The organism is Corynebacterium kalidii (assembly GCF_022869005.1).
GTDB lineage: Bacteria > Actinomycetota > Actinomycetes > Mycobacteriales > Mycobacteriaceae > Corynebacterium > Corynebacterium kalidii.
Genome location: NZ_JALIEA010000013.1, coordinates 166,490 through 186,266 on the forward strand (window position 1 = coordinate 166,490; position 19,777 = coordinate 186,266).

The window sequence follows — 19,777 nt, forward strand, 5'->3', positions numbered from 1 at the left end:
GGTGACGGATCGGTGGACCACATCAACGCTACCCGCGCTCGCTGTCCGGCACCTGGGAGCGTTCCGTCCGGCCGTTGGCACGGAGCACCTCGACCGCATGCACCGTCGCATGGCCCCGCCACTCCAGGGACGCGGAAGCCGAGTAGCTGGTGAAGTCCACCGGCCAGCCACCGTCGGCGCACTGCGCCTGTTCGAGCCGGTCCAGGTCCGCGACGACGGCCCGGACGTCGAGTAACTCCCGCACAGGACGTCCCGGGACAGGGGCGAAGTCCAGGAGTCGGAGCGTTTCGCCTTCTGCCCCGCCCTCGACGGGGACCGCCCCGTCCACCGGCACGAACCTGGCCATGTCCCTGAGCAGGTCGGCGGTCACCCTGCCGTCCGCGGCGCCGCTGTCACAGGCGGCGTCGAGGAACCGTAGGGAGAAGGAGAGGACGTACGCGAACGGCGGGGAGGCGCTGCCGGTGATGGTGGTGACGGCGTCGAGGCAGTAGCGGGTGGCCGTCGCGAGCCACGGGTGGTCCCGCACGGTTGCGTCGGTGCGGGCGAGCAGATGCGCCTGTGCGGCGACCGCCGCGGTGATCTGCAGCGAGGATTCGGGGTGTCCCGCCTGTACCGCCTGTGCCGAGTCGACCCAGAACGGGGCACAGCCGGTCGGGTCGGTGATAGGCGACGCGAACGGCAACCCACCGTCCGGGAGGGTCACCGACTGCAGCCAGTCGAGCAGTGGAACGGTGTGCGGCGATGTCGCGGGAGCCGCGGTGACCAGTGCTTCGAGGGCGTGGAGCGCGCCGGCCGGCTGGCTTTCCGCCGCCCGCAGGTCCGGTTCCAGGCCCCAGCCGTACCCGCCGTCAGGGTTCCGGTAGGCGTCGAGGCCACGGATCACGGCGTCCTGCCCGGTGCCGGTCGTCAGGACCTCGAACCGTCGACGGTCGAGGACGCGGGCATGGGAGGTCATGAACCGTGACGCGAGGGTGAGGTCGATGCCCATGGCCCCATACTCCCCGAAAACCCCCGGCACCGTCCGGTAGCGCCGGGCACCGTTATCCTGAAGACCATGACTTCCCTCCGGGCCAACGGACGCTACGCACCCAGCCCCAGCGGCGACCTGCACCTCGGCAACCTGCGTACCGCCGTGCTCGCCGAGGCGTGGGCGCGCACCACCGGCCGCGGGTTCGTCCTGCGTGTCGACGACATCGACGCCTCCCGGTCCTCGGAGATCTCCGCCGAGCGGCAGCTGGAGGACCTCGAGGCCGTCGGCGTCACCTGGGGTGGGGCGGTCGCCCGCCAGTCGGAGACCGTCGACCGGTACGAGGTCGCCCTGGAACGCCTCCGGGAGGACGGCCTGGTCTACGAGTGCTACTGCTCCCGCAAGGACATCCGCGAGGCCGCCCGCGCACCGCACGCCGTCCCCGGCCACTACCCCGGCACTTGCCGTGACCTGGACGACGCCGAACGGGAACGACGACGCGACGCCCTCGCCGCCGAGGGACGCGTCCCCTCCCTGCGGCTGCGTGCGCAGGTCGGCGAGTGGACGGTGCGCGAGACCTTCGCCGTGCCGGGCGGACGCCACACCGGCGAGGTCGACGACATGGTGCTGCGACGTGGCGGGCAGGGAGGCGCGGACACCGGCGTGGCCTACAACCTCGCCGTCGTCGTCGACGACACCCTGGCCGGTGTCGACCAGGTCGTCCGTGGTGACGACCTGCTCAGCTCCGCACCGCGGCAGGCCTACCTGGCGCACCTGCTCGACCTGCCGGAGGTGGAGTACGTGCACGTCCCCCTGGTGCTCGGCCCCACCGGTGAACGGCTGGCGAAGCGCGACGGGGCGGTCACCCTGCGCGACATGCCCGGCGACACCCTGGAGGAGAAGGGACGGGTCGCGCGTGACTGGATCGACCGGTCCATCGGGGAGGCTGCGCTGGAGGACCCGCGGTCGCTGAGCCACGAACCGGTGACCTGGACGGGGCAGGGGTGAGCGGTCGGCGCTGAGTCAGCGGGCCGGGTGTCAGCGCAACGGGTGTCACCGCACCGAGCGCCGCCCGAACACCGGGGCGACCTTCGCCGCCGCGGCCTTCTGCGCGGTCCGCGTGTTCTTCTCGGCGAGCAGCCGGACCTGGCGCATCCGCTCGCGGAAGAACGTGGCCCGCGGGCCGGACGTCCAGGTCTCGTCCACCAGCCTCTTGGCGTAGGCCACGGCGTCGGGGGAGCGCGTGGCGAGGACCGCGGCGAAGGCCTCGGCGGCCTCCACCGGGTCCTCGGCGACCTCGCTGGCCAGCCCGTACTCCACCGCGGCGTGGCCGTCGACGACCTCGCCGGTCATCGTCAGTTTCTTCAGCACGTCCGCCCGCAGCTGCTGGGGCAGGGTCCGCATCCCGGACATGTCCGGGACCAGCCCCCATTTCGATTCCAGGATGCTCCACTGGGCGTCGGCGGTGGTGAACCGCCAGTCCGCGGCCAGCGCCAGCTGCAGTCCACCGCCGAAGCAGTGACCGTGCACCGCGGCGATCACCGGCACCGGCAGCCGCCGGAACCCCCAGCACGCCTCCTGGAACTGGTTCGTCCCACGCCACGGACGGGGCAGGAACGACGCCACCATCGACGACGGCTTCCGCATCGCCGAAGCGAAGTCCAACCCGGCGCTGAAGGAACGTCCCTCCCCGGAGAGGACCACGGCACGCACCGTCCGGTCCGCCCGGATGCGGCGCGTGACGGCCACCAGCTCGTCGAGGATCTCCAGGGTCAGCGAGTTCAGCTTGTCCGGACGGTTGAGCCGGACGTGGGCGATCCGGACGGGCCCGTCGGTGATGGTCAGGGTGGGAAGGTCACTCATACCGGTCAACGCTAGAGGACCGGGTGGGGTGGCCGTGGGGGAACGACCGACGACCCCCGTGCCGGGGGCGCGGCTAGCCGTCGGCGGGCAGGTCAGTGCGCAGGTCGGCAGGCAGGTCGGAGGGTGACGGCGGCTGGGCACCCTCCCGGGACACGGCGACCGCGGCGCTGGCCAGGGCGGTCTCCAGGGCCCGGCGCACCTGGCCGTCGCCCACCGGGGCCCCGGTGACGAGCGACCGGTCCACACCGTCACGGACCAGGGCGAACAACAGCCCGGACATGAAGGCGTCCCCAGCGCCGATGGTGTCGACCACCTCCGCCGGACGGGCAGCCAGGTCGTAGGTCCGCCCGTCCACCACCGCGGTGCACCCCTGCCCGCCACGCGTCACCACGGTGACCCGCGGGCCGGAGGCGGCGACGGACGTCAGCACGTCCTCCACCGTCCCGTCCGTCCCGTCGCCGGCGAGCCACCGGGCGTCCTCGTCACTGAACTTCACCACGTGGCAGGCGGCAGCGAGGTCCCGGACCTTCGCGCGTGTGGCGGCGGGGTCCCCCATGACGTCCGGACGGATATTCGGGTCATAGCTGCGGAGCACGCCGGACCCCGCCGCGGCCACGGCCCGCCGGGTGACCGCCCCGCCGGGTTCGAGGACGGCGCCGATCGACCCGGTGTGGACCAGGGAGACCCCGGTGAGGTCGGGCGAGGGGAGGGACCAGCCGAGGGTGAAGTCGTACTGCGCCACCCCGGCGTCGTCGAGGGTGACCGCGGCGACTGAGGTGCGGCCGTCGTCCACGGCACCGTCCGGGAGGGTGACGCCCTCACTGTCCAGCAGCGAGGTGATCTGCCGGCCGTACCCGTCGTCGCCGACGCGGGTATGCAGCGTGACCGGCAGACCGAGGCGGGCGAGCCCCACCGCGACGTTGAGCGGTGACCCTCCGACGAAGGCCGTGCCGTCGGCGACCACGTCGACAAGTGCTTCGCCGATGACGGCGATCTGTGCAGGCATCCGGACACACTCCTGGTAGGCGGTTGGTAGACGGTGGGGACGCGGGGCCACTGACCGACCGCGCACGCTCACCGGTCGAGTGTAGTGACCGACGGGGGCGGCCCCCGGACGGCCCCGGACTGCAGGGGACCGAGCCCGTCGGCACCGTGTCCGGGTCGGCTGGCAGACTGTACCCATGTCCGAACAGCAGCACACACCGCACGGCGGCGCCTACACCCACGGCTTCGCCCGGGTCGCCGCGGCCACCGTCCCGGTCGCCGTCGCCGACCCGGCGACGAACGCCCGCGCCGTCCTCGACACCGCCCGCGGCCTGCACGACGACCACGTCGCCGTCGCCGTGTTCCCCGAGCTCTGCCTCACCGGCTACGCCATCGACGACCTCGTGCTGCAGGACGTCCTGCTCGACGCGGTCACCGACGCGCTGGCCACGCTCGTCGCCGCCTCGGAGACGCTCTTCCCCGTGCTCGTCGTCGGCGCCCCGCTGGCACACGGCAACCGGCTGTACAACTGTGCCGTGGTCATCCACCGGGGCCGGATCCTCGGCGTCACCCCGAAGTCCCACCTGCCGACGTACCGAGAGTTCCACGAACGCCGCTGGTACGCGCCGGGCGACGAGGTCCGTGGCGCCGACTCGACGGTCCGCGTCGGGGACACGGAGGTGCCCTTCGGCACCGACCTGCTCTTCGAGGCGCAGGACGTCCCGGACCTCACCGTCCACGCGGAGATCTGCGAGGACATGTGGGTCCCGGTGCCCCCGTCCTCCCTCGCCGCCCTGCAGGGGGCGACGGTCCTGGCGAACCTGTCCGGCAGCCCGATCACCGTCCAGCGTGCCGACGACCGCCACCTGCTGGCCAGGTCGGCGTCCTACCGGAATACCGCGGCCTACGTCTACGCCGCCGCCGGCCAGGGCGAGTCCACCAACGACGTCTCCTGGGACGGGCAGACGATGGTGTACGAGCACGGTGTGCTGCTCCGGGAGAGCGAACGCTTCCCGGACGGCCCGCGCGTCAGCATCGCCGACGTGGACGTCCGCGGACTCCGCGCGGCGCGCCGGCGGCAGGGCACGTTCGACGACAACCGCCGGAGCGTGCAGGCAGGTCCGGACGCGCGGTTCCGGCGCATCGGGTTCACGCTGGCCCCGCCGCAGGGGGACGTGGGCCTGCGCCGCGACGTCGCACGGTTCCCGTTCGTCCCCGGCGACCCCGCCCGCCTGGCGCAGGACTGCTACGAGACCTTCAACATCCAGGTCTCGGGCCTGGTCCAGCGGCTGCAGGCCATCGGGAACCCGCGCCCGGTGATCGGGGTGTCCGGCGGCCTGGACTCCACCCACGCACTGCTGGTGGTGGCGCGGGCGATGGACCGCACCGGTCGGCCACGCTCCGACATCCTGGCCTACACGATGCCCGGCTTCGCCACCTCCGACCACACGAAGTCGAACGCCGTGGCGCTGGCGGAGGCACTGGGCGCGACGATCGAGACCCTCGACATCCGTCCCGCCGCCACCGAGATGCTCGCCCGGATGGGGCACCCGGCCGGCGACGGCGAGCCGGTGTACGACGTGACCTTCGAGAACGTGCAGGCGGGCCTGCGCACCGACTACCTCTTCCGCCTGGCCAACCACCTCGGCGGCATCGTGGTGGGCACCGGGGACCTCTCCGAGTTCGCCCTCGGTTGGTGCACCTACGGGGTCGGCGACCAGATGAGCCACTACGCGGTGAACTCCGGTGTGCCCAAGACCCTGATCCAGCACCTCATCCGGTGGGTCATCGCCGACGGCACCGTGGTCGGGGAGGACGCCGCGGAGGTCCTGCGCTCGGTGCTGGACACCGAGATCAGCCCGGAGCTGGTCCCCGCCGGCCCCGACGGGCAGGTGCAGTCCACCGAGGACACCATCGGACCGTACGCGCTGCACGACTTCACGTTGTGGCACGTGCTGCGCGGCACCCGGCCCACCACGGTCGCCTTCCTCGCCTGGCACGCCTGGAAAGACGCAGAGGCCGGTCAGTGGCCCGCCGGGTTCCCGGACGAGGACCGCTACTGCTACGACCTCGACACGATCGTGCGGTGGGAACGCACCTTCCTGCGTCGCTTCTTCGGCTTCGCCCAGTTCAAACGCACGGCCGTGCCCAACGGGCCGAAGGTGTCCCCGGCGGGCTCACTGTCGCCGCGGGGTGACTGGCGGGCCCCGTCGGACGGCAACGCCCGCGCGTGGCTCGCCGAGCTCGACCGCGCCTACCCGCCGGCCTGAACAGGCTGACCCGGCCGACCTGGCTGACGGAGGAGCCGCCGGCCGGCGTCGAGCAGGTCGGCGAACTCCTTGTCCGGCATGAGTGAACCACCGGTCAGCCAGGCGACATGGGTCCCCGGGGCGTCGGCGTCCCCGAGGCGCCCGGTGGCGACCAGGCCGGCACAGGCCGACGGTTCCAGGGCCAGTCCCCCGGTGTCGTGCGCCACGGCGAGCGCCCGCAGGAGGTCGTCGTCGGTGACGGTGGCGTAGCTGGCGACCAGCTCGCCGACGGTCCTCCCGACGAACCCGGACGGGCGTCCCACCGCGAGCCCGTCGGCGACGGTGGGTTCCCCGCGCCCGATATCCGCCACCCCGACCTCGTCATCCAGACCGGTGAGCCGGCCCAGCAGGAACGCCGGCATCGCCACCGGTTCGACGAAGACGCATCGGACGTCGTCGCCGAAGATTCTGGACAGCCCGTACGTGATGCCGCCCGGCGCCCCGCCGATCCCGCAGGGCAGGTACACCGTCAACGGGTGCCCCGCGTCGACCCGGACCGACGCCGCGGCCAACTGGCCGGCGAGTCTGCGGCCGGCGACGGCGTAACCGGCGAAGAGGCTGCGGGAGTTCTCGTCGTCGATGAAGTGGGCGTGCGGGTCCTGCCCGGCGGCGAGGCGTCCGGCGTGGACCGCGGCGGTGAAGTCCGTGTCGTGCTCGACGACCTCCACCCCGGAGGCCCGCAGCCGGTCTTTCTTCCACTGCTTGGCGTCGTGGGACATGTGTACCACCACGGAGAACCCCAGCACAGCGCCCATCAGGCCGATCGACATCCCCAGGTTGCCGGTCGAACCGACGACGATGCGGCGCGTCGCCATCCGTTCCCGCACGGATTCCTCGAGGAACACCGTGGGGCCGGCCGACAGGTCGATGCCCAACTCCGCGGTGACGGTGAGCGCCGTCTCGAAGACCTCGTGGATCCCGCCCCGGGACTTCACCGAGCCGCTGACCGCGAGGGCGTCGTCCCGCTTCACCCACAGGTTACGGGGGAGTGGGCGGTTGAACTCGCGGGAGAGTGCGTCGCCGAGCGCCCCGACCTTCGTCAACGGGGACTCGATGATCCCGCCGAGGTCCCGGGTGTCGGGGAAGAGTTCCTCGACCAGTGGGGCGAACCAGCGGAAGCGGGCGTCCGCGGCGTCGACGAGGGCGTCGAGGGTGCTGTGGGTGCTGTGGGTGTTGTGGGGGTCGGACCCTGGGACGGGGTCTGTGGCTGTGGTGCGGTTCGGGGCCCACACCGTGGGACGGCCGGCCGTGAGGTCGTCGAACACCGCCCGGTCGTGGTCGGAGGGGAGTGAATCCCGGAGAGTCTGCATGGCGTCCCAGTGTAGAGCGGGGGTTGTGGCAGAGCGTCCTGCAGCGTGGCAGAGGCAACGGGCGATTCAGGGGTCGAAATCGACCTGTGGGTCTGCCAGTCTGCCGGGGGCTCTGCCACCTCGTCCGGGGAGGGCCGGGGAATCCGGGAGAAAACGACAGAACCCCCGGTCCGAAGACCGAGGGTTCTGCTGTGGCGGAGGATAGGGGATTTGAACCCCTGTGGGATGTAACTCCCTCACGCGTTCCAGGCGTGTGACATAGGCCGCTAGTCGAATCCTCCGCCGAGAAATATACACATGTCGGTGTCGGATACGCAAAATCGCGGTGAAAGCGCTGGTGAGACCATGTATTCGGGCAGATTCGCGTGTGTGGCGGTGCGCGTGTCGGCTCCGTGTTGGCTCCCGGGCCCTGCCGTTGCTACTATGAGGGCCGGACGCCGCGCGGCGTGTATCTTGTGAACTCCCCCAGGGCAGGAATGCAGCAAGGGTCAACGAGCTCTAGCGGGTGCGCGGTGTCCTTCAATTTTTTTCTGCCGCGGCCCCTGGTGAGGGGCGGGGTCGCGGAGTAGGTTCGGGGGTGGACCTGTTCTCCGCTGAAAGGCGCATCATGCTCATCGACGACCGTCATCCCGCACACTGCCGTGCGTTGACGTCGTCGTAGCCGGTTCGTCGGCTCCGTTGTCAGCGCAACCACTGACAACCCCCGGAGCCCACGATGTCTACCACCCAGTCCCCGTCCGTCGTCCTGTCAGACGTGTCCTTCTCCTGGCCGGACGGCACCACCGTCCTGGACCACGTCACCGCCGCCTTCGGCCCGGGGCGGACCGGCCTCCTCGGCGCCAACGGCACGGGGAAGTCCACGCTGCTGACGCTCATCGCCGGTGAACGCCACCCGATGTCAGGCACGGTGGTCACCCGCGGTGACATCGGCTACCTGCCCCAGAACCTGACACTGTCCACCGGCTCGACGGTGGCGGACCTCCTCGGCGTCACGGACACACTCGAGGCGTTGCGCGCCATCGAGGCCGGCTCCGTCGAGGAGCGCCACGTCGACACCCTCGGCGGACGGTGGGGCGTCGAGGAGGAGGCCCGGCGTGCCCTCGACGGCGTCGGCCTCACCGGCGTCGGGGTCGACCGGACCGTGGGCACGCTCTCCGGTGGCGAGACGGTGCTCGCCGCCGTCGCCGGCCTCGAGCTGCACAACGGCTGGGACGAGGACGGCGGGGGCGTCGTCCTGCTGGATGAACCCACCAACAACCTCGACCGGCGTGCACGCCACAGCCTCTACGGGGCCGTCGAGGCCTGGCGCGGTGCGCTGATCGTGGTCAGCCACGACGTCACCCTGCTCGACCTCATGGACGACACCGCGGAGTTGCGGGACGGGACCCTGACCCTCTTCGGCGGTGGCTACAGCGACTACCGGCGCCAGGTGGGGCAGGAGCAGGCCGCCGCCGCGCAGGCGTTGCGCACCGCCGAGCAGAAACTCAGGACGGAGAAGCGGCAACGCGCCCAGGCGCAGACGACACTGGCGCGTCGGCAGCGCTACGCCCGCACCGACTTCGTCAACCGGCGGAAACCCAAGATGATCATGAACCAGCGGAAGTCCGAGGCGCAGGTCTCCGCGGGGAAGCTGCGCGGTGACCTGGACGAGAAGGTCGTGCTCGCGCAGCGGGAGAAGGAGCGGCGGGAGGAACGGGTCCGTCGCGACCCGGCCATCCGGATCTCCTTGCCGGCCCCCGGCGTCCCGGCAGGTCGGCGGTTGCTCGAGTTCTCCGCGTGCCCCGACCCCGACGGGGGCCCGGTGGTGGTGCAGGGGCCCGAACGTGTTGCGTTGACCGGCCCCAACGGTATCGGCAAGACGCGGCTGCTGGAGATGCTCGTCCGGCAGCAGCACCGGGGCGGACCGTCCGGTGAGGTGCGTGGTGAGGCGCGTGGCTGTGTGCGTGTAGAGGCGTTCACCGACCGGATCGGCTACCTGCCGCAACGCCTGGACCACCTGGACGACGACGCCGACGTGATCGACACGGTGCGGGCGTCGGCGCCGGGCACCACGGTGGAGCAGGTGCGCGCGAATCTCGCCCGGTTCCTCTTCGACGGGGACGCCGTCCACCGCAGGGTGGGGGACCTCTCCGGCGGGGAGCGGTTCCGGGTCGCCCTGGCACGGATCCTGCTGGCACAACCGGCGCACCAGGTGCTGGTGCTCGACGAGCCGACCAACAACCTGGACCTCGACAGCGTCGACGCCCTGGTCTCCGCGTTGGAGGACTACCGCGGCGCGGTGGTCGTGGTCAGTCACGACGACGTCTTCCTCGACCGGCTCGGCGTCGACACCTGGATCGCTCTCGACCGCGACGGTCTGCGGCGCGGGCGTCCGTGACGTCGTCGGCGGCTGCCCGTGGTGCACCCTGTCGGTTCCGGGCACCGCCCACTACACTCGGACGGGACATACCCGTTGAAGTCGAGGAGGTCCCGCGGGACTATGAAGCTCACCCACGCTAACACTGACGTGCTGAACACCCTGACGTCCCTGAGGGGCGAGGCGGACAAGGCCTACCAGGAACTCAAGGACCGGAACCTGTCGCTCGACCTCACGCGTGGCAAGCCTTCCGTCGAGCAGCTGGACCTCGCCAGTGACCTGCTCAGTCTCCCCGGGGTGAACTACACGACCTCCGACGGGGTGGACACCCGCAACTACGGTGGCGGCGACGGGATCATGGACATCCGGGCCCTGTGGGCGGAGGCGCTCGGGGTCGACCCGGCGTTGCTGATCGCCGGCGACGCCTCCAGCCTGAACATCATGTTCGACCTGGTGTCCTGGTCGCACACCTTCGGCAACAACGACTCGGAACGTCCCTGGTCGGCCGAGGAGAAGGTCCGGTGGATCTGCCCCGTCCCGGGCTACGACCGCCACCACACCATCACCGAGACCTTCGGCTACGAGATGGTGACCGTGCCGATGACCGAGCAGGGGCCGGACCTGGATGCGGTGCGTGAGCTGGTCAAGGACCCCTCCGTGAAGGGCATGTGGACGGTCCCGGTGTTCTCGAACCCGACCGGCTGGACGGTCTCCCGCGAGGTGGCCGAGGGGCTGGCCGCGATGGAGACCGCCGCGCCGGACTTCCGTGTGGTGTGGGACAACGCCTACGCCGTGCACACGCTCACCGACGAGTTCCCGGAGAACATCGACATCGTCGCGGTGGCCGCCGAGCAGGGCAACCCGAACCGTTTCTGGGCGATGTCCTCCACCTCGAAGATCACCTTCGCCGGTGCCGGTGTGGCCTTCCTCAACTCCTCGGAGGAGAACCTCGACTGGTACCGGGGCATCGCCTCGGCCCGCGGGATCGGCCCGAACAAGGTCAACCAGCTCGCCCACGCCCGCTACTTCGGCAGCGCCGAGGGTGTCCGGGCGGTCATGCGCAAGCACGCCGGCATCCTGGCCCCGAAGTTCACCGCGGTCACGGGGATCCTCGAGCGTCGGCTCGGTGGGCTGGGGATCGCCGACTGGACGACCCCGTCCGGCGGCTACTTCATCTCGGTCGACGTCGTGGACGGCACGGCGGCGCGCGTCGTCGAGTTGGCGAAGAGCGCCGGGATCGCGCTGACCGGGGCGGGCGCGCCGTTCCCGTACAAGGACGACCCGGACAACCGCGTCCTGCGGCTCGCCCCCTCCATGCCGCCGATCGAGGAGGTCGAGGTCGCGATGGACGGTGTCGCCACGTGCATCCTGCTCGCCACCATCGAGGCGGCGGAGGCTGCCGGAGAGTAGCCGGTGAATCTCGAGGAGACGACGTACTGGCTGGCGGACCTGCTCCCCGGCGAGTTCACCACCACCCGACGGCGGGTCAGCCAGAGCTTCCCGGAGTTCACCGTCGCCGAGCTCCAGCTCGGGGACGGTGGGGACGAGGCGGACGCGGAGACCGTGGCGGCCACCCTGGACGCCGCACGTATCGAACCGCAGCTGGCCACGGAGGACGGCTCGGACCTGAGGGTGGAGTACATCACCGTGACCACCGGGCACGGGCGTACCGCGCCCGACCTGGTCATGGCGGCGGCGACGATGATCGCCACCGACCCCGTCCAGCGCTCCCCCCAGCCCGGGCTGCTCCTGCCTGACCTGGGCTGGCATGTCGACGAGTCGATCACGGCCCGCCACGGGCTGCTGGTGCCCCCGTTCCTCTGGGAGGACGGGGTGCCGAACGTGCACGAGGTGAACTTCGGTGGCCGGCACGGTGGCGGAACCCACCACGAGTACACGCACCCGGGCCGGATGACCGTCTACGCCCAGCTGGTGATGCTCACCGACGACGAGTACCGGGTGGCCGTCGACGGTGGCGCGACCGCGGCGCAGCAGATGCTGGCCACCACCCAGGCGAATCTGAACGATGTCTGGCGCTAGCTCCGCCGGCGGGGCGGTGGCTGTCCGGCCGGCCTTGTAGGCTGGGTCCGTGGCTCTTTACAGGAAGTACCGGCCGGCGACGTTCGCCGAGGTCGTGGGGCAGGAACATGTGACCGAGCCGTTGTCGACGGCACTGGACAGCGGGCGGATCAACCACGCCTACCTGTTCTCGGGTCCACGCGGCTGCGGCAAGACCTCGTCGGCGCGCATCCTCGCCCGCTCCCTGAACTGCGAGCAGGGGCCGACGTCGTCCCCCTGCGGGGAGTGCGCCTCCTGTCTCGCCCTGGCCCCCGGTGGGCCGGGGACGCTGGACGTCACGGAGCTGGATGCCGCGACCCACAACGGTGTGGAGGACATGCGGGAGCTGCGCGACCGTGCCTTCTACGCGCCAGCGGATTCCCGCTACCGGGTCTTCATCATCGACGAGGCGCACATGATCTCCTCGGCGGGGTTCAACGCCCTGCTGAAGATCGTGGAGGAGCCGCCGGAGCACCTCATCTTCATCTTCGCCACCACCGAGCCGGAGAAGCTGCTGCAGACGATCCGGTCGAGGACACACAACTACCCCTTCCGCCTGCTGACGCCACCGGCGATGCGGGGCCTGCTGGGCCGGGTGTGCGAGGACGAGGGCGCCGTCGTCGAGGACGCGGTGTATCCGCTGGTCATCCGTGCCGGTGGCGGGTCGCCGCGTGACTCGTTGAGCATCATGGACCAGCTTCTCGCCGGCGCCGGTGAGGAGGGTGTCACTTACAGCCGGGCGGTGGCTCTGCTGGGGTTCACCGACACCTCGCTGATCGACCGCGCCGTCGACGCCCTGGCGAACCAGGACCAGGCGGGCCTGTTCGGCTGTGTCAGCGACGTCATCGACGCCGGCCACGATCCCCGACGGTTCGCGATGGACCTGCTCGACCGTTTCCGTGACCTCCTGGTGGTCCAGGCGGTGCCGGACGCGTTCGACACCGGGCTGGTCGACGCACCGGTGGACCAACGCGACGTCCTCACCGCGCAGGCACACGCGGTGGGTCAGGCGACGTTGACCAGGTGCGCGTCCCTGGTGAACGAGGGCCTGGCACAGATGCGTGGGGCGACCGCGCCGCGGCTGCTGCTGGAGATCCTGTGCGCCCGGATGTCGCTGCCCGCGGCGGGGATGACGGTCGAGGCACTGGCACAGCGTGTCGAGGCGCTCGAGGCCGGCGGGGGAGCCGCGGCGGCGCCGTCCGGGGGCGGACGTCCCTATGTGCGTAAGTCGAAGCGGGAGGCGGAGGCCGCCCGTGCCGCGGCCGAGGCTCCGGCCACCCCGGGGCAGGAGAGCCCTGCGGTGCCGGAGGCCCCGGCGACCCCGGCGGCTCCTGCGGCGTCCGCCCAACCGGCGCGTCCGGCCCAGCCGGCCCAGCAGGCGGAGAGCCCGGAGGACACCCGTCGTGCGGAGGCGGAACGTGCCCGGGAGATCATGCGTCGGCGGCGGAAGCCCGTCGTCGAGGAGACCACGGGTCCGCCGGCGGACACGCCCGCGGATGCCCCCGCCGACCCGCGCCCGGCAGATGTGCCCACCCCGGAGCCGGAGCCGGCACGGGAGCCAGTGTCGGACCCCGCCCCGGCGCCGGAGGTGGAGCAGCCGGAACCTGCCGCCGCACCGGCGGAGCATCCGGTCGGACGGTGGCCCGAGATCCTCGAGGCGGTGAAGGAGGCGAACCTCGCCGCCTGGATCGCCGCGCGTGACGCCACCGCCCAGGAAGGCCCGGTCGGCGAGGACGGTGTGGCCACGATCTCCCTGACCCACCACACCGGGGCGCTGGCGAACTACATCAACGCGCCGGACCACGCCGCGGTGTACGCCGACGCGGTGGAGAAGGTCGTCGGTACCCGGGCGCGGGTCAGCGCCGGTGTGGGTGGCAGGTACCCCACGGAGCCGCCGGGAAAAGCTGAGGCTGCGGCGGAACCGCAGTCGGAGCCCGCTCCACAGGAGACGTCCGCCGCCGCTGAGCCGGTGACACCGGACCCGGTGGAGCCCTCGACGCCGGACCCGGTGGAACTGGCGTTGCAGCGGGCACGGCAGGTCGAGTCCTCGGCGCCTGAGCCGGCACCTGCGCCGGAGCCACGCCAGCAGCCGGTGCAGCAGACCCCGGCACCACAGGCCCAGCAGCCGGTGCAGCAGCCGACCCAGCAGCCGGCACCCCAGCCGACCCAACAGACCCAGCCGCCGGCCCAGAAACGGGAGCAGGAGGAACAGCTGTCCGGCTGGCGGGCGCGCCGGGCCAGGATCGACGCCAGGCGCGGGTCCGGCCAGGCCGAGACGTCCCCGCACTCCGGAGGGTTCAACGGTGTCCCGCTGCCGGAGGAGCCCGCCGAGCCCTGGGACGACGGTCCCGGAGGCTTCCCGCCGGACCCTGAGGGGCCGCAGGGCGTCGACCGTGCGGAGGCGGAGGAGGCCATGGCGCAGCTCGCCGACCCGTCGTCGGCGAACATCGACCGGCGCAGTGCCCTCGAGATCGCCGGTGAGCTCCTGGAGAAGAACCTCGGCGCTGAGCGCACCCGGTAGATGCGCGAGGCGGCGCCCCGGTAAACTTCCCGGGGTACCGACATTGCGGCGACGGCACAGACCACTGCAATGGCCATTGCACGACCACTGACCTGTACCGACAGCGGAGGGAAACACCGTGAACCAGCCCGACATGAACCAGATCATGGCCCAGGCACAGCAGATGCAGCAGCAGCTCCAGGCGGCCCAGGCCGAGATCATGGCCTCCACCGTGGAAGGCACCGCCGGCAACGGACTGGTCAAGGTCGCCCTGCGCGGCTCCGGCGAGGTCGAGAGCCTGTCCATCGACCCGTCCGTCGTCGACCCGGAGGACGTCGAGACCCTCCAGGACCTCATCATCGGCGCCTACCAGGATGCCGGCGAGAACCTCAAGAGCCTCTCGAACGAGAAGATGGGCCCCCTGTCGCAGGGCCTCGACGGCCTCGGTTTCTAGGTCGCGACCACCGTGTTCGAAGGTCCCCTCCAGGACGCCATCGACGAGTTCTCCCGCCTCCCGGGCGTGGGGCCCAAGAGCGCTCAACGCATCGCCTTCCACCTCCTCCAGGCAGAGCCGGAGGACCTGGAACGGCTGACCGGCGCCTTGTCGCGCCTGCAGAAGGGCGTGCGCTACTGCCGGATCTGCCACAACGTGTCCTCGGAGGAGGTCTGCCGTATCTGTGCGGACTCCACGCGGGACCCCTCGCTGGTCTGTGTGGTCGAGGAGTCGAAGGACATCCAGGTCATCGAGCGCACCGGTGAATACGACGGCCGGTACCACGTCCTCGGCGGCGCCCTCGACCCGCTGAACGGGATCGGGCCGAAGGAACTCAACGTCACTGCGCTGGTACAGCGTATCGGCGGACGGGTCGACGACGTGGTCGCCGCCGACGGCACCGTCGCCGAGCCGCCGGAGATCACCGAGGTCATCATCGCCACCGACCCCAACACTGAAGGGGAGGCGACCGCCGCCTACCTGGGGCGCCTGCTCAAGGAGTTCCCGGGCCTGACCGTGTCCCGACTGGCCTCCGGGATCCCGATGGGCGGGGACCTCGAGTTCGTCGACGAGCTGACCCTGTCCCGCGCCTTCGAGGGACGTACCGCGATCCGCTGACACGGAGGTGTCACCGGCGTAGCGTACAAGCCGTGACCACTACTGAGCATCGCAGGGCAACCACACAGGCGACTACCCGGGCCGCCGTCTGGGCCACCGTCTTCGGCGGCGCCGGCGTCCTCCACTTCGCGCAGCGACGCGCCTTCGACTCCCTCGTCCCGGAGGGGCTGCCCGGTGAGCGGCGGTACTGGACGTGGGGGAGCGGTGTCGTCGAGCTGGGCCTGGCCGCCGCGATCGCCAACCCGTCCACCCGGGCGTCCGCGGCGACGCCGGCGACACTGTTCCTGCTTGCCGTGTGGCCCGGCAACATCAAGATGGCGCTCGACTGGCAGCGGTCGGGGTCGAAGAACACCCTGATGACGATCGGCGGGTGGGCACGGGTGGCGGGGCAGGTGCCGATGATGCTCTCGACGCGGAAACTCGGTCACTGACATCACCGGCGTCACCGGCATCACCGCTGGTGACAATGTTTCGTTTGGGGTATGACACTCCTGTAATCACTATGTCCGTAATAGTGTCCGCATAGAGTGACGCAGAGCACATGCGGTGCCCGCGGGAGGGCGGGGGAGCGGCAACGGGGGTGGATCTCAGGGGTTGGAGAGTCGACGGGGAGAAATGGTTGTTGACCTAAGGAAATGATGCCCGCGAGGGGTCTGCCCGAACCCGAGCCGGGGGTGGGGCAGATATATGTGCAGAACTGATTGAGTCGGAGCTGTACGGGGCGCTTCCTAGAGTTCATCCCTATTCACGCGATCGGTGGCCGCACTGTGGCATGCGTGGCATGCCCGGCATGCCCACGTCCGGTCACGTTCGCGAGGAGCCTCCATGACCCGACTCTCCGAAAGGAGCCCGATGCCGTCCACCATCCTCGTGGCCAATCGTGGCGAGATCGCCGCACGTGTCATCCGTACCGCCCGTGACCTGGGCCTGCGGTCCGTCGCCGTGTACTCCGACCAGGACATCGACTCGCCGGCCGTCGAGCTGGCCGATGACGCGTACTCCCTGGAGGGCACCACGCTCCAGGAGACCTACCTCGACATCGCCAAGATCATCGACGTCGCACACCGGTCCGGGGCCGACGCCGTCCACCCCGGTTACGGCTTCCTCTCCGAGGTCCCCGACGCGGCACAGGCCGTCGTCGACGCCGGTCTGACCTGGCTAGGACCCGCCGCCGACACCATCCGGCAGCTCGGCGACAAGATCAGCGCGCGACGCACCGCCATCGCCGCCGGCGTCTCACCGGTGCCCGGCACCACCGACCCGGTGCAGTCCATGCAGGAGGTCGACGACTTCGTCGCCGCCCACGGCTACCCGATCGTGCTCAAGCGGTCCGACGGAGGCGGTGGCCGCGGGATCGAGGTCATCCGTACCGCCGAGGACCTGAAGACCTTCGCCGCCGGCCACGCCATGGCCGGAGGCGACCTGGACAAGTTCTTCATGGAGCGCTTCATCCTCTCCGGGCGCCACATCGAGACCCAGTGCATGCGTGACTCCCACGGCAACTTCGCCGTGGTCACCACCCGCGACTGCTCCGTGCAGCGCCGTCACCAGAAGGTCATCGAGGAAGCTCCGGCCCCGTTCCTGTCCGACGAGGCCGTCGAGACGCTGACCACCTGGTCGAACGCGCTGTTCGACCACACCGACTACGTGGGTCTGGGCACCTGTGAGTTCATGCTCACCGAGGAGGGCGAACTGTTCTTCCTCGAGGTCAACCCCCGCCTCCAGGTGGAGCACACCGTCTCCGAGGAGGTCACCGGACTGGATCTGGTGGAGACACAGTTCACCATCGCCGACGGCGGCACCATCCCCGAGGTCCCCGAGGTCCGCGGCCACTCCATCGAGCTGCGCATCACCTCCGAGGACCCGGCCAAGGACCTCGCCCCGACCGCCGGCAAGATCAAGGAACTCGAGTGGCCGGCCGGCCACGGGGTGCGCATCGAGACCGGTGTCCGCCTCGGCGACAAGGTCTCCCCGGAGTTCGACTCGATGATCGCCAAGCTCATCGTCACCGGTCCGGACCGTCCCCGCGCCATCGCCCGGGCCCGCCGGGCACTGGGTGAGCTGTCCATCAAGGGCATCGCCACCTCGACCCCGGTCCTGGACCTGATCATGGCGCACCCGGACTTCGACGGCACCAACGGCCACCGCGACCTGCGGGTCCGCACCCGCTGGCTGGAGACCAGCTTCCTGCCCGACGTGGACCTGGAGAAGCTCGGCCAGGACTCCGCCGCCGAGGAGGAGGGTGGCATCGCCGCAGCACTGCGTACCTTCACCGCCCAGATCGACGGACGCCGCCACAAGATCACCCTCCCGGAGAGCCTCGCGAGCCTCGGGTCGATGATGCAGAGCGGCTTCGGCAGCCTCGGGGAGAAGGGCCAGGAACTCGGTTCACGGTCCCGCCGGAGTCAGCCCCGCCGTGGTTCCCGCCGCCGCAACGGTGACGGTGCCCCCGCCGCCGGTGCCGCCGCCACCGGGGAGTCGCTCACCGCCGACGGTGCGCTGCAGTCCCCGATGCAGGCCATCGTGGTGCGTATGGGTGCCGAGCCGGGCGCGACCGTCAACGAGGGCGACGTCGTCATCGTCCTGGAGGCGATGAAGATGGAGAAGTACATCCACGCCCCGGCCAGCGGCACCATCGCCTCGATCGACGTGGCCGTCGGCCAGAACGTCAACGCCGGCGACACGCTGCTGCACATCGACACCGCCGACACCGCCGACACCGCCGAGAACACCGAGGAGGCTCCGGAATGACCGCTCCCGAGAAGACGACCAAGGTCGAGAAGATCGCCGCGAAGGCGTCCGTCGACTACGACGCCCTCGCCGCCACCGCCGACGAGAAGGCCCGGAAGTTCCAGCACGCCAAGGGCAAGCTGACTGCCCGTGAGCGTATCGAGATGCTCTGCGACGAGGGTTCCTTCGTGGAGTTCGGTCGCTTCTTCGGCGGCGACCCCTCCGAGGGCTTCCTCGGTTCCGCGGTCGCCACCGGTTTCGGCACCATCGACGGCCGGACCGTGGCCGTCTACGCCCAGGACTTCTCCATCCGCGGAGGCACCCTGGGCAAGGTCGAGGGCCAGAAGATCACCGACCTGATCGACCGCGCCATCGCCGAGCGGGTCCCCTGCTTCGGGCTGCTGGACTCCGGTGGAGCCCGGATCCAGGAGGGCGTCGCCGCCCTGTCGTGGTACGGCCGTATCTTCCGCAAGTCCTGCGAGGCCTCCGGCTTCATCCCGCAGATCTCGCTGATCCTCGGCCCGTGCGCCGGCGGCGCGGTGTACTCCCCGGCGCTGACCGACTTCGTGATCATGCCGCGGGAGAACTCGCACATGTTCGTCACCGGCCCGGACGTGGTCAAGGCCGTCACCGGCGAGCAGATCAGCCTGGACGACCTGGGTGGCGCCGAGATGCACAACAGCGTCTCCGGTGTCGCCCACTACCTCGCCGAGGACGAGGAGGACGCGATCGACTACGCCCGCGCCCTGCTCAACTACCTCCCGCAGAACTGCAACGAGGACACCCCGTCCTACGAGTACGTGCCCACCGAGGAGGACCAGCAGGCCGCACGCGCCGTCGGCGACATCGTCCCGGCGGACAACCGCATGCCCTACGACGTCGTCGAGGTCATCGAGTCCCTGGTCGACCACGGTGAGTTCGTCGAGGTCCAGGAGCACTGGGCCCGGTCGATCGTCATCGGGTTCGCCTGCATCGAGGGCCGTCCCGTCGGCGTGGTCGCCGACCAGCCCATGCACAACGCCGGCACCCTCGACGTCGAGGCGTCGGAGAAGACCGCCCGGTTCGTGCGCTGCTGCGACGCCTTCGGCCTGCCCGTCGTCACCCTGGTCGACGTGCCCGGCTACCTGCCCGGCGCCGAGCAGGAGCGCGCCGGCATCATCCGCCGTGGCGCGAAGGTCATCTACGCCTACGGCAACTGCACCGTCCCGGTGGTCACCATGATCACCCGCAAGTCCTACGGCGGTGCGTACATCGTGATGGGCTCCAAGGGCATCGGCGCGGACTTCGCCTTCGCCTGGCCGGACGCCGAGATCGCCGTGATGGGCGCCGAGGGCGCGGTGCAGATCCTGCGCCGCCGTGACATCGCCGCCGTCCCCGACGAGGAGAAGGCCGAGTACACCAAACAACTCGCCGACGAGTACCAGGCGGAGAACATCAACCCGAACTTCTCCGTGGAGACCGGTGAGATCGACCGCATCGTGGCACCCGCCGACACCCGCGACACCCTCGCCTCCGCGCTGCGCTCCCTGCGGACCAAGGACCGCGACCGCCGCCACTTCAAGTTCCATTCCAACGGGCCCCTGTGATTA

Annotated in this window: 15 protein-coding genes, 1 tRNA gene and 1 other RNA gene; 12 read left to right on the plus strand and 5 right to left on the minus strand. The window is 70.7% G+C overall.

Translation table 11 applies throughout. The features are described 5' to 3' along the window. Window positions 1-28: 28 nt before the first annotated feature. The gene (locus MUN33_RS09085; protein ID WP_244804599.1) at window positions 29-988 is read right to left on the minus strand and encodes a hypothetical protein; all 960 of its coding nucleotides are present in this window, start codon (window positions 986-988) and stop codon (window positions 29-31) included. Between the two features lie 66 nt (window positions 989-1,054). On the opposite strand from MUN33_RS09085, the gene gluQRS reads away from it, so the two are divergent. Then, window positions 1,055-1,975, plus strand: a complete 921-nt coding sequence (gene gluQRS, locus MUN33_RS09090; RefSeq protein ID WP_244804600.1) for a tRNA glutamyl-Q(34) synthetase GluQRS — start codon at window positions 1,055-1,057, stop codon at window positions 1,973-1,975. Between the two features lie 45 nt (window positions 1,976-2,020). Here gluQRS and MUN33_RS09095 read toward each other — a convergent pair whose 3' ends face one another. Further along, window positions 2,021-2,830 (minus strand): crotonase/enoyl-CoA hydratase family protein, encoded by an 810-nt coding sequence (locus MUN33_RS09095; protein ID WP_244804601.1) that lies wholly within the window; start codon window positions 2,828-2,830, stop codon window positions 2,021-2,023. Window positions 2,831-2,903: 73 nt separating this feature from the next. Continuing rightward, a complete protein-coding gene (locus MUN33_RS09100; protein WP_244804602.1) occupies window positions 2,904-3,836 on the minus strand; it encodes a carbohydrate kinase family protein in 933 nt (310 codons plus the stop codon). 175 nt (window positions 3,837-4,011) lie between these two features. On the opposite strand from MUN33_RS09100, the gene MUN33_RS09105 reads away from it, so the two are divergent. Further along, entirely contained in the window at window positions 4,012-6,084 is a 2,073-nt protein-coding gene (locus MUN33_RS09105; protein WP_244804603.1) for an NAD(+) synthase, read from the plus strand. Here MUN33_RS09105 and dsdA read toward each other — a convergent pair. Both dsdA and MUN33_RS09115 read right to left on the minus strand, forming a co-directional pair. Continuing rightward, complete coding sequence (gene dsdA, locus MUN33_RS09110; RefSeq protein WP_244804604.1) at window positions 6,069-7,433, minus strand: D-serine ammonia-lyase; 1,365 nt, start codon at window positions 7,431-7,433, stop codon at window positions 6,069-6,071. The two genes, MUN33_RS09105 and dsdA, sit on opposite strands and share 16 nt — an antisense overlap. Before the next feature lie 192 nt (window positions 7,434-7,625). Next, window positions 7,626-7,714: transfer RNA gene (locus tag MUN33_RS09115), tRNA-Ser, on the minus strand. 147 nt (window positions 7,715-7,861) lie between these two features. Between MUN33_RS09115 and ffs the strand changes: the two genes are divergently transcribed. From ffs to MUN33_RS09165, 10 genes are all read left to right on the plus strand, one after another. After that, window positions 7,862-7,958, plus strand: an RNA gene (gene ffs, locus MUN33_RS09120) — signal recognition particle sRNA small type. Between the two features lie 190 nt (window positions 7,959-8,148). After that, window positions 8,149-9,810: an ABC-F family ATP-binding cassette domain-containing protein gene (locus MUN33_RS09125; protein WP_244804605.1), complete on the plus strand. Its 1,662-nt coding sequence runs from the start codon at window positions 8,149-8,151 to the stop codon at window positions 9,808-9,810. A gap of 102 nt (window positions 9,811-9,912) precedes the next feature. After that, a complete protein-coding gene (locus tag MUN33_RS09130; RefSeq protein ID WP_244804606.1) occupies window positions 9,913-11,199 on the plus strand; it encodes an aspartate aminotransferase type Ic in 1,287 nt (428 codons plus the stop codon). Window positions 11,200-11,202: 3 nt separating this feature from the next. Continuing rightward, a complete protein-coding gene (locus tag MUN33_RS09135; RefSeq protein WP_244804607.1) occupies window positions 11,203-11,829 on the plus strand; it encodes a hypothetical protein in 627 nt (208 codons plus the stop codon). Between the two features lie 49 nt (window positions 11,830-11,878). Continuing rightward, window positions 11,879-14,368, plus strand: coding sequence for a DNA polymerase III subunit gamma and tau (locus tag MUN33_RS09140; protein WP_244804608.1), 2,490 nt, complete (start codon window positions 11,879-11,881; stop codon window positions 14,366-14,368). 118 nt (window positions 14,369-14,486) lie between these two features. Then, on the plus strand, window positions 14,487-14,801 hold the full coding sequence (locus MUN33_RS09145) for a YbaB/EbfC family nucleoid-associated protein (protein ID WP_244804609.1): 315 nt from the start codon (window positions 14,487-14,489) through the stop codon (window positions 14,799-14,801). A 12-nt stretch (window positions 14,802-14,813) separates the two neighbouring features. Further along, window positions 14,814-15,458: a recombination mediator RecR gene (gene recR, locus MUN33_RS09150; protein WP_244804610.1), complete on the plus strand. Its 645-nt coding sequence runs from the start codon at window positions 14,814-14,816 to the stop codon at window positions 15,456-15,458. A 32-nt stretch (window positions 15,459-15,490) separates the two neighbouring features. Beyond that, window positions 15,491-15,889: a DoxX family protein gene (locus MUN33_RS09155; protein ID WP_244804611.1), complete on the plus strand. Its 399-nt coding sequence runs from the start codon at window positions 15,491-15,493 to the stop codon at window positions 15,887-15,889. A gap of 394 nt (window positions 15,890-16,283) precedes the next feature. Continuing rightward, window positions 16,284-18,209, plus strand: coding sequence for an acetyl/propionyl/methylcrotonyl-CoA carboxylase subunit alpha (locus MUN33_RS09160; RefSeq protein WP_244804612.1), 1,926 nt, complete (start codon window positions 16,284-16,286; stop codon window positions 18,207-18,209). After that, entirely contained in the window at window positions 18,206-19,774 is a 1,569-nt protein-coding gene (locus MUN33_RS09165) for an acyl-CoA carboxylase subunit beta (protein WP_244804613.1), read from the plus strand. Before MUN33_RS09160 ends, MUN33_RS09165 begins: the two co-directional genes overlap by 4 nt. The last annotated feature ends 3 nt before the right edge of the window (window positions 19,775-19,777 follow it).

What these genes read in the sequence shown, in the direction of transcription:
- MUN33_RS09085 (WP_244804599.1), bottom strand. Translation starts at nt 988, where the DNA reads ATGGGCATCGACCTCACCCTCGCGTCACGGTTCATGACCTCCCATGCC.
- gluQRS (WP_244804600.1), top strand. Translation starts at nt 1,055, where the DNA reads ATGACTTCCCTCCGGGCCAACGGACGCTACGCACCCAGCCCCAGCGGC.
- MUN33_RS09095 (WP_244804601.1), bottom strand. Translation starts at nt 2,830, where the DNA reads ATGAGTGACCTTCCCACCCTGACCATCACCGACGGGCCCGTCCGGATC.
- MUN33_RS09100 (WP_244804602.1), bottom strand. Translation starts at nt 3,836, where the DNA reads ATGCCTGCACAGATCGCCGTCATCGGCGAAGCACTTGTCGACGTGGTC.
- MUN33_RS09105 (WP_244804603.1), top strand. Translation starts at nt 4,012, where the DNA reads ATGTCCGAACAGCAGCACACACCGCACGGCGGCGCCTACACCCACGGC.
- dsdA (WP_244804604.1), bottom strand. Translation starts at nt 7,433, where the DNA reads ATGCAGACTCTCCGGGATTCACTCCCCTCCGACCACGACCGGGCGGTG.
- MUN33_RS09125 (WP_244804605.1), top strand. Translation starts at nt 8,149, where the DNA reads ATGTCTACCACCCAGTCCCCGTCCGTCGTCCTGTCAGACGTGTCCTTC.
- MUN33_RS09130 (WP_244804606.1), top strand. Translation starts at nt 9,913, where the DNA reads ATGAAGCTCACCCACGCTAACACTGACGTGCTGAACACCCTGACGTCC.
- MUN33_RS09160 (WP_244804612.1), top strand. Translation starts at nt 16,284, where the DNA reads ATGACCCGACTCTCCGAAAGGAGCCCGATGCCGTCCACCATCCTCGTG.
- MUN33_RS09165 (WP_244804613.1), top strand. Translation starts at nt 18,206, where the DNA reads ATGACCGCTCCCGAGAAGACGACCAAGGTCGAGAAGATCGCCGCGAAG.